Raw genomic sequence first — 8,770 nt, 5'->3', positions numbered from 1 at the left:
TCCTCTATTTTTTTCATATAGGTCAAAATTTCCTTGGTATACGTTAAAAAATCTCCTACTCCCTTTTCTACTATAAATTTTATCACATCTAATTCTACCGCTTGATATTCATGTATAACCACATTTCTGAATCCTACCATTTTCTCCATACGGTTAGATGTATTTTCTGTGAGAATACCATTTTTTTTTAATAGTGTAAATGAATCTCTACTTGATTTTGGTATTCCAAAAGCTAATTTTGAACATAGGTACATAGATAGATCTATAGATTGCTGGCAGGCTCTTTGAATATTTAAAACTATTGCATCTTGATATAAATAATCATTTAATCTTTCTATATCTCCACCATATATTTCATCTATTCTCTTGACACATCTTTCAATACTCTCTATTTTACTTAATACCACTCTTTTCATTAAAAACACTTCCCCTCTTATAGATTTCATCTAAAACTATTTTTCTATCCTCTTCAAAAACTAGATATTTAGCTAATATTTTATATTCTAATAGATCGTTTTTTTCAATGTCTAAACAATATATCAATCTACCATTAGTTATTATTTCTGCCTGAAAGTTTAAATTAGAATTGTTAAAATCGATGAGGTCTACTTTTTTTTCTAAAAAATTTTCTAAATCACAAATGAAATCCAATTTATCAGAAAAATTAAAATCTCCTATAACAGCTATATCTATATCGCTCTCTTCCCTTAGCTCTCCCCTGGAAATAGATCCAAATATATACACTCCGTCTATCTTTTTTATTTTTTCTTTATCAGAAAAATATTTTATTATTTTCTCTATATAATCTTGAACCTGCTCACTAGATATAAATTGGCTATTTTCTCTCATCTTAACCTCCTCGCAATATTCTATGTTTACGACAATAAACTAATAGCATATTGGTGATGACCACATCGGGTATGGCAAAGTTATATATTTTCTTTTATTATACCATAAAAAAAAGAGGTTAAAAAAACCTTTAAAAATTAAACTATTTTTGACTTTTTGTCACGAATTAAAGAGGGACTCTTTAGAATCTTCTTTTTTCTTGGTTAAAATCTGCCTTTCTCTGTGTAATCTACAACTAAAGCTTTTATTTTTCCTCCATTGTCAATTGCACATTGTACATTTTCAATTATTCTTCCTCATTCCCCTCCTGTGCCCTCTTAAAAACTTCCCCTTGTATTTACACCTCTACAATCGAAATACGGCAAACAACAAAGCCTTGAAACCGTTGATACTACTGGGATTGAGAGATGAAAAATAGAAAGGGCCACCCATGAGCCTTAAAGGTAGCATAGTGAGCCTTATTTTGCCTAAAAATTACAGTGATTTACAATATATCTATATCTACCGTATTGTTTATAGTAAACTAAAAAAACAGCACAGTTGCAACCTTAAATGTCAGCGGTGTTACAATTTAAAAACTTTTAATATCCATCAAAAAAAGGAATCGTAGGATTCCTTTTAAAGTTAACACAGTTTTCCTTTGACTCTTATCTTCAAGTTTATATTTTTAATTATTAATTTTACATCCCTTTTCTGCTGAGTACCACCTTCATAGTTTTAAAAAATACCATCAAATCAAACATAAAGTTTTGGTGTTTGAGATAATAAAGATCATACTCCAGCTTATGCAGTGCATCCTCCACGCTGGCTCCATAGGGATACATCACCTGAGCCCATCCTGTGAGTCCTGGTTTTACAGAATGCCTTATATTATAGTAGGGAATCACTTTTTCTAACTCATCTATAAATATTTTTCTTTCCGGTCTTGGTCCTACAAAAGACATCTCTCCCTTGAATACATTCCAAAGTTGAGGTAATTCATCTATCCTTGTTTTCCTTAGAAAGCTACCAAATTTGGTTATACGAGAATCATTTTTTTCAGCCCATCTTGCTCCATCTTTTTCTGCATCTACTCTCATGGATCTAAATTTTATTATTTCAAATTCTTCTCCTCCTAAACCTATTCTTTTTTGTCTAAAAAAAACCGGTCCTCCACCTAACTTTATCAATATACAAGTCACACCCATTACCGGTATGACAAGAACTCCTATTATTATAGCAAAAGAAATATCACATATTTTTTTTAAATTCCTTTGAAAACTATTATGTAGAATTTCAAATCCTTCAGTATATAAAAACCATTTAGTTTTTATCTTTTCCACATATATCTTTCTTTCTATTTTTTGCATAAACTGCCACTCACAATACACCTTGTAGCCCTTAATCTTTAACTTAAAGAACTCACTCTCATACTTTTTCATAAACTCTTCTTCTATGGAAATGATCTCTACTTTTCTGTCCTTTAGTATCTCCTTTAATTGTTCAAAGTTTCTAACTTTATCTTTAGATATATATTCTAACTCACCAAAGTTCCTCTCGGTATAACCCTTGTTAGCTACAATGTATTCCTCAGCCCTTCCTATAAAGATTCCTCTATAAGTTCCACCACTTCTGTATATCTTTACCATTACCATTCTTATTAGGTTACTCACAACCCATAACAGAGAAAATTTAAAAAAAATTAAACTACTCTTGGAAAAAGACCACAATATTATAGCAATAATTATATTTATTGCAGAGGACCTTACCCAGGGAGTCCATCTACCATATTCATCTGTAAAGTTCAATATATCAAACAAATAATAGTACAGATATATAAAAAGAAATATTATATAACTGTAACTCTTCATAGGCGTTTCATAATAATCATTTCCTACTTTTATCATAAAAAATAGCAGAAAAAAATATATTATTCTTAAATAAATCTTTTTATCATCCTTCATTTAGCTACTCCTTAAAATTCTTTTTTCTATTATATATTATACAATAAAAAAAGGGGGGTTAATCCCTTTTTTTATTTTTGAAGAACATCAAATACTCTCTCTGAATTTTTTCTGTCCCTGTATTGAAATAAGTCATTTGGAACCTTTACTTCTAACTTTTTATCTCTAATTTTTTCAAGGTGTTTCTTTAATTCATTTTCTGTTTCGACCTTTCTGCATTTAAAAAACTCATCATCTACATACCATTTTTCTTCCGATTTATAAAAAATAACTTCCCTTCCATTATAGAAAAAATCCCATGCAACACTAGAGTCATCGGTAATAAGCATGACTGATTCTCTTACTGCTTTCCCTATATCAGATACAAGATAGTTTTCTGGAATCTTTAATTCCTCTTTTACCATATCATGAACTGCTATTTTCAACTTATACCTTGAATTTTTAAAGACTTCTATTATTTCATTTAACTTTTTTATATACCTTTCATTATTCTGCCAGCTTAAAAATATTAAGATTTCTTCTGAGTTCTCAAAGCTTTTCGGAAGAAGGTCATATCTTGGCAGACCAAGTACCTTTATTTTTTCTTCTACAATTCCTACTTCTTTTACTATATCCCTCTCAAATACTGAAGAAACTAAAAAATAATCCATAGTATCATTTAATGATCTGATATAATTATCTATTTCCTTAAATCCTATTATTCCATGCTGGATAAATACCTTTTTAGGTCCTCCAAAATATTTCATTATCCTTCCCGCTTTATGCATGCCTGGAAGGATATCTGAAAAACTATGGGAATAAAAAACTCCATTGGATTTAAAGTAATATACAAAGGATTTAAAGCTGCCTCTTTTTAAACTATTTCCATCCTTAGGATTATTTTCTATAAAGTAAACTTCCATCTCCAAAAATTTTATGTAGTTATAGAGTGCTATAGCATTATCACTTCTTTTGCTCCCATAGTTTGACCCTATGAGATAAATTTCATCATCTTTTATAATAAAATCTTTCACAAAATAAGCTATAATAAGTTTAAAACAGCTAAATATTAGATTTAGAATATCTGATATCAGTTTTTTCATCTTACAGCTCCTCAATAGCTTCATAAATTCTTTTACCGTTTTTCCTGTCACGATATTCAAAATATATATCTGATTTTTCCTTATGAATAGATTTCACTTTATAATCATCTGCTAAATATCCCTTTATTCTCTCAACTAATTCACTTTTAGATCTACAGATATATCCAAATCTCATCTTCTGATATTCTTCTGGATTTTGGACATCGTAGCTCCTCACATATTCTTCAAAATCCCACTGATAAAATAGGACAGGCTTATTTAGATAGGTAAAATCCAATGAAACACTGGAATAGTCTGTTATCATGAGATTTCCTTTTTTTATAAGATCCTGTACACTTTCCTCTCCCAGTTTCACTATCCTCAAGACATCATTTTCATATTTTTTAAAATATTCACTGTGATGTTGTAATTTTACATGTAGATAGAGAATTAATTTAATATTTTGAGTCCTCAACAGTGATAAAAATTCTTTATCCGAAAGAAATTCTTCTATCAGTCTGCAGTATCCCGAAGACAAAAATTCTTCTTTTTTATGCAGTCCCTTCCTCCAAGTAGGCATAAATACTATGAATTTTTCATAAATTTCCTGATTTTCCAGTTCATCATACCTGCAGAGTCCTGTTATTTTTACAACTTTCTTTGGATGATTAAAATGATCTTCTAAAAGTTTTTTTTCATACTTTGAACTTACACAGACCATATCATAAGGCTTTTGAGGGTCATAATGAAATCCTCTCTCAGATTTTATATGGATAATCCCATGCTGTATTTGAATAAACTTTCCCTTTATATACCTACCAAATATTTTTGAGAAAATTTTACTGTATCCAGGATAGTGCCAGTACCTGTAATCATGACTTCCTATATGTTTTTCTGCCTGGAATAAATATATCAAATGTTTAAAACTCCCATGATAAATTACATTTCCTAATATCTCTACCTTCTCTTTATCAGGCGAGTTACTATCTATAAGATAGTAACACTCTTTATCAGGGTACTTTCCTCGGATATATTTAAAGAGGTGATAACCGTTATCTTGGGCGGTTATATCTGTTTCACCTATCAACCAGAGCTCGTTTTTCATAATTGATTTAACCTTTATAAAAACTAGTCCTACCACCCCCCATATTAAAGCTTTTAGTGTTATTAAAAGCTTTTTAGCTATTGTCTTATAATCAATTGTCTTCTTAATCATTGCATTTTTTATCCTTATTTAACTTTTATTTTTTTTAAACATGAAATTTTATTTCTCAAATTTTGATACAATTTAAAATTTCTACATTTAAAAGATAATAGATATAATAATTTTCTTCTCTTTAAAAACCACCAAGATTCTTTTATGATTTCTTTTAGAATGATACTTTCTTTAATTCTGTCTTTTAACTTTTTCCTCTTAATCGTTTCTCTATAGTTTATAATTTCTTCATAAACTCTTTTAGAATTGTTTTTATCTCTGTATTTTAAATAATTATCCTTAAATAAAATAAATTCTTCTTTTTCAGCAAAATCATTCTCTATGTAGTAGGCTAGCTCGTTTTTTAGACCTTCTATATCCCTGACAATATCTCCAAAGAATTCATTATCTTCCATATACCTGCCTCTCAAGTCAAACATTCTTTGAGAATCAAACTGATAAAAAATAACTGGTTTATTTTGATAATACATCTCCCAGGCTACGCTTGAATAATCAGTTATTAGCATATTACTTTCCATTAATAGTTCATTAACCTTCTTCTCTTTACTGTCAACGATCTCTATATAATTATTTACTTGGAAGAGGTGTGTGTAGTCTAAAAATCTTGGATGTAGAAAAAACTGCACACACACATTATTATCTTTTAACATTTTAATTAATTCATTATCATTAAGCATTTCATGATATTTTTTAAAATATTCTGAACTTTTAAAACTATCCTCATCCATATTGTCTAGCCAGTTTCTCCAAGTTGGCATAATCAGGATATTCTTTTTATTCTTTGATTTGTCTTCAAGGTGATCCCAACGAGTTAATCCCGTAATTTTCAAATTTTCCTCTGGCACTCCAAGATTATCTCTGACAATGTTTTTTTCAAATTCAGAAGATACGCAGAAAATATCCATCTTATTTTCGAGTGTGTTTTTGAAAACAGGAAGTCCTGTTGTTCCAATAACCCCGTGTTGAAGAAATATTATTTTTTTCCCCAATAAAATTTTACGAAAAATACTCCATTGACTTCTAGCAATATAGCTATTGATTTTACTTTCCGATGACACTAAAAATTCACAACTCAAAAGATAAATTAAGTGTTTAAAGCTATAAAAATAAATAACATTCTTTTTGAGGTGCTTACTCTCCAAGTTTTTTAGTTCATAGGAATCTTTCCTTATTATAAAATAAACATTTTTCTTTTTAAGTGTTTCTCTGCAATACTTATAAAAATAATACCCATTATCCTGTGCACGATTGCAGGCTTTTTCAAAAGTAATCCAACTCTTCTTATATTTAAAGTAAGGATAAAAAATCACGAAAATTATAAATGCTATATATTCTTTTATTCTTAAAGTCTTTTTTTCATAAGGATCCCTCAGTCTATACATAATAGAGAGTCCATTCTTCCCTGTTAAAAAAGGAAAGTAAAGGTAGTCATCTTGATAATAAGGTTCTGCTAGTATTTTTTTATAATTTTCAGCCTCACAGTTTAATCTTTTCCAAGCCTTTTTACCATCTTCAAATTCAACCTCTAAAAAAAATGACCAGTAAACAGGTTCCAATAAAGTTTTTTTCAAATCAAAAGAAAACTTGAATTCAAGAAATTTATTCCCTTTAACTTTAGTAGTTGCAGAAACTTTATGCTCTATCTCTGAATCACTTTTTTTTAGTATAACATTTACTTGAGATATATTATTTACCAGTTTAGATCTAATCTCGCCAGTATAGTTAAGTATCCCTTTTTTAAAGCTTATTCTCTTTTTTAGCATAGAATAATTTTTAAAATAATAATTTCCTAAATTATATTTATTCCCTACCCTTATACAAAAAGTCTGATTCTTCGCTCTACAGGGCAAAAAAATCTTTTCTTTTACCTCAATTTCTTTATTCTCTTCAAAAAAACTTTTTTTATTTTTATTTTGAATCAGCTTCCTATATTTACCATCATAGCTTTTTAGATAAAGGTCTATTATATCATTTATCTCAATTTCTTTTTCTATTTCTAGGAAATCTATTTCAGCTCTAAATCCAGCCGATATTTTTTCCAACGGAATTTCTTTAAAAATACTTTTTTTGTTTCGATCTACCAAGAATAGATATTTCAATTCAAACCTTTCTTTAATGGAAGGATTGAATTGAATTCTAAGCTTCTTATCTATCCTTTCTAGATTCTGGATTCTGTCCTTTGAGGAAGGTCCTAAGATTATCTCTTCTTCCCCCTGGGTCTTTAAATGTAATTGGTTCTTTCCATCTAGGGCAAAGAATATTCTTTTTTCATCGGTCTTATAATCAAATCCCATCATTTTTCTAAACTTTGATGGCCTAAGTTTAAAATTTTTAGTTAAAATTTTATTATCTGATAACTGGATCTTAAAAAAGAATTCAAAATCTGCACCTATGATGAGGTGTTTTTCAAAATCTACCTTAAACTTGTATCGATATTTTCCTTTAGATACTTTATTTAACGATACTTCTCTTTCTAAGTACGAAGTATTACTTAAGATGTTATGTTTTAATTCTAAATATATGTCTTCAATACCATCTGAATTTGTAAAGAGCTCACCTGAAACTTCTGCTGTATTCTTTATAAAGAATACCTTCGTAACTCTATTTATTAATCTATAATCCTGTATTTTTTCATTCATAGTAGCTTCCTATGCTTCTTTTTAGTTAAAGCTTTTTTATTAAAATCAAATTGTTTATTATTAGTTAGAGATGTCGGATTATATAAAAAAACTACTATGTCAATTTTCCTACTTTGGATAATATCATATGCATTAGACTTCCAATGTCTTAAATCCATAATATAGGTATTTTGAAAATGATTAACTATAAATGGAGTAACGACGTTCATATAAGAATCTTTAATAACTAATACGTTCAAATTGTTTTTATTCTTTAAATTATTAACTCTTACCATCGCTTTATCTCCATCACTATAATATCTATACTCATTTGAATATATCTCTTTATAGTCTTTATTTTTAACTATATATTCATTAAAAAATAAGCTTGAGTATTTTTCTTTTCCTATTTTCACCTCTATCTTTGGAGTACCTTTAAGGGAATACTTAACAATCTGATCTGGGTTTTCTACATTTAAATATCCCACTCTTCTTGCATAACTTCCATAAAAAGATTTACTCACTACTTCTTTGTCAAATTCTTCCAATTCATAGGCTTTGCCCACCTCAGGGTAATCATTTCCAAGCCTATTAATTATCTCTCTATATGCATAGTACCCTCCGAGGCTGTTCCAGTGATGGTCTGTCTTGTAATAAATATTTTCTGTAGAGTTTATATCTTCTAGCTTTTTCCTAAGGTCTATAGTCTTTATTTCAGAATTAATATCCTTAAAAAAATCTTCCCAAGCTTCATTAGTATAATCTTTATAATTTGAAGATCCTATTTTATCTCTATTAATCCATGAATTTCTAGAAGCAGCCACAAAGTAAAGATCTTTTACTCCTAACTCTTTAACTTTTTCATTGTATTCGATTAATTTTTTAACATTTCCAGCTATCTTTTTTTTATCTTTTTTTCCAATTGCTCCTAATAACTGACCATTATGGTGGTCGTGTTTGTCAAACAGTTTATGAAAAAACTTAAGCAATTTTTTGAGTACTAAAATATACCTTAGCAGGTGTTTCATAATCTAAAGAACTATGTCCTCTATCGTTATTATAAAAATTAATATACCTTTTTAT

The 8,770-nt window shown here is 28.8% G+C and carries 7 protein-coding genes; all 7 read right to left on the bottom strand.

Features of this window, described 5'->3' with window-relative positions:
* Window positions 1–416: DUF86 domain-containing protein (locus V5784_RS04140; RefSeq protein ID WP_336887792.1), on the bottom strand; the 416-nt coding region annotated here is incomplete at its 3' end.
* Entirely contained in the window at window positions 394–849 is a 456-nt protein-coding gene (locus V5784_RS04135) for a nucleotidyltransferase domain-containing protein (protein WP_336887791.1), read from the bottom strand. The genes V5784_RS04135 and V5784_RS04140, both read right to left, overlap by 23 nt.
* 680 nt (window positions 850–1,529) lie before the next feature.
* Window positions 1,530–2,792 (bottom strand): exopolysaccharide biosynthesis polyprenyl glycosylphosphotransferase, encoded by a 1,263-nt coding sequence (locus V5784_RS04130; protein ID WP_336887790.1) that lies wholly within the window; start codon window positions 2,790–2,792, stop codon window positions 1,530–1,532.
* Window positions 2,793–2,863: 71 nt separating this feature from the next.
* The gene (locus V5784_RS04125; protein ID WP_336887789.1) at window positions 2,864–3,874 is read right to left on the bottom strand and encodes a CDP-glycerol glycerophosphotransferase family protein; all 1,011 of its coding nucleotides are present in this window, start codon (window positions 3,872–3,874) and stop codon (window positions 2,864–2,866) included.
* 1 nt (window position 3,875) lies between these two features.
* Window positions 3,876–5,069, bottom strand: a complete 1,194-nt coding sequence (locus tag V5784_RS04120) for a CDP-glycerol glycerophosphotransferase family protein (protein WP_336887788.1) — start codon at window positions 5,067–5,069, stop codon at window positions 3,876–3,878.
* Between the two features lie 14 nt (window positions 5,070–5,083).
* The gene (locus tag V5784_RS04115) at window positions 5,084–7,708 is read right to left on the bottom strand and encodes a CDP-glycerol glycerophosphotransferase family protein (RefSeq protein WP_336887787.1); all 2,625 of its coding nucleotides are present in this window, start codon (window positions 7,706–7,708) and stop codon (window positions 5,084–5,086) included.
* Window positions 7,705–8,676 carry a DHHW family protein gene (locus V5784_RS04110; protein WP_336887786.1) on the bottom strand — a complete coding sequence of 324 codons (972 nt, stop codon included), beginning with the start codon at window positions 8,674–8,676 and terminating at the stop codon, window positions 7,705–7,707. Before V5784_RS04110 ends, V5784_RS04115 begins: the two co-directional genes overlap by 4 nt.
* Window positions 8,677–8,770 lie beyond the last annotated feature (94 nt).

The organism is Psychrilyobacter sp. (assembly GCF_037132775.1).
Taxonomy (GTDB): Bacteria; Fusobacteriota; Fusobacteriia; order Fusobacteriales; family Fusobacteriaceae; genus Psychrilyobacter.
The sequence above is the reverse complement of the archived record's forward strand: the minus strand, read 5'-3'. Positions and strand labels throughout refer to the sequence as shown.

Bases quoted from the DNA above. Each gene is read 5' to 3' on its own strand.
- V5784_RS04135 (WP_336887791.1), bottom strand. From the start codon at position 849: ATGAGAGAAAATAGCCAATTTATATCTAGTGAGCAGGTTCAAGATTAT.
- V5784_RS04130 (WP_336887790.1), bottom strand. From the start codon at position 2,792: ATGAAGGATGATAAAAAGATTTATTTAAGAATAATATATTTTTTTCTG.
- V5784_RS04125 (WP_336887789.1), bottom strand. From the start codon at position 3,874: ATGAAAAAACTGATATCAGATATTCTAAATCTAATATTTAGCTGTTTT.
- V5784_RS04120 (WP_336887788.1), bottom strand. From the start codon at position 5,069: ATGATTAAGAAGACAATTGATTATAAGACAATAGCTAAAAAGCTTTTA.
- V5784_RS04115 (WP_336887787.1), bottom strand. From the start codon at position 7,708: ATGAATGAAAAAATACAGGATTATAGATTAATAAATAGAGTTACGAAG.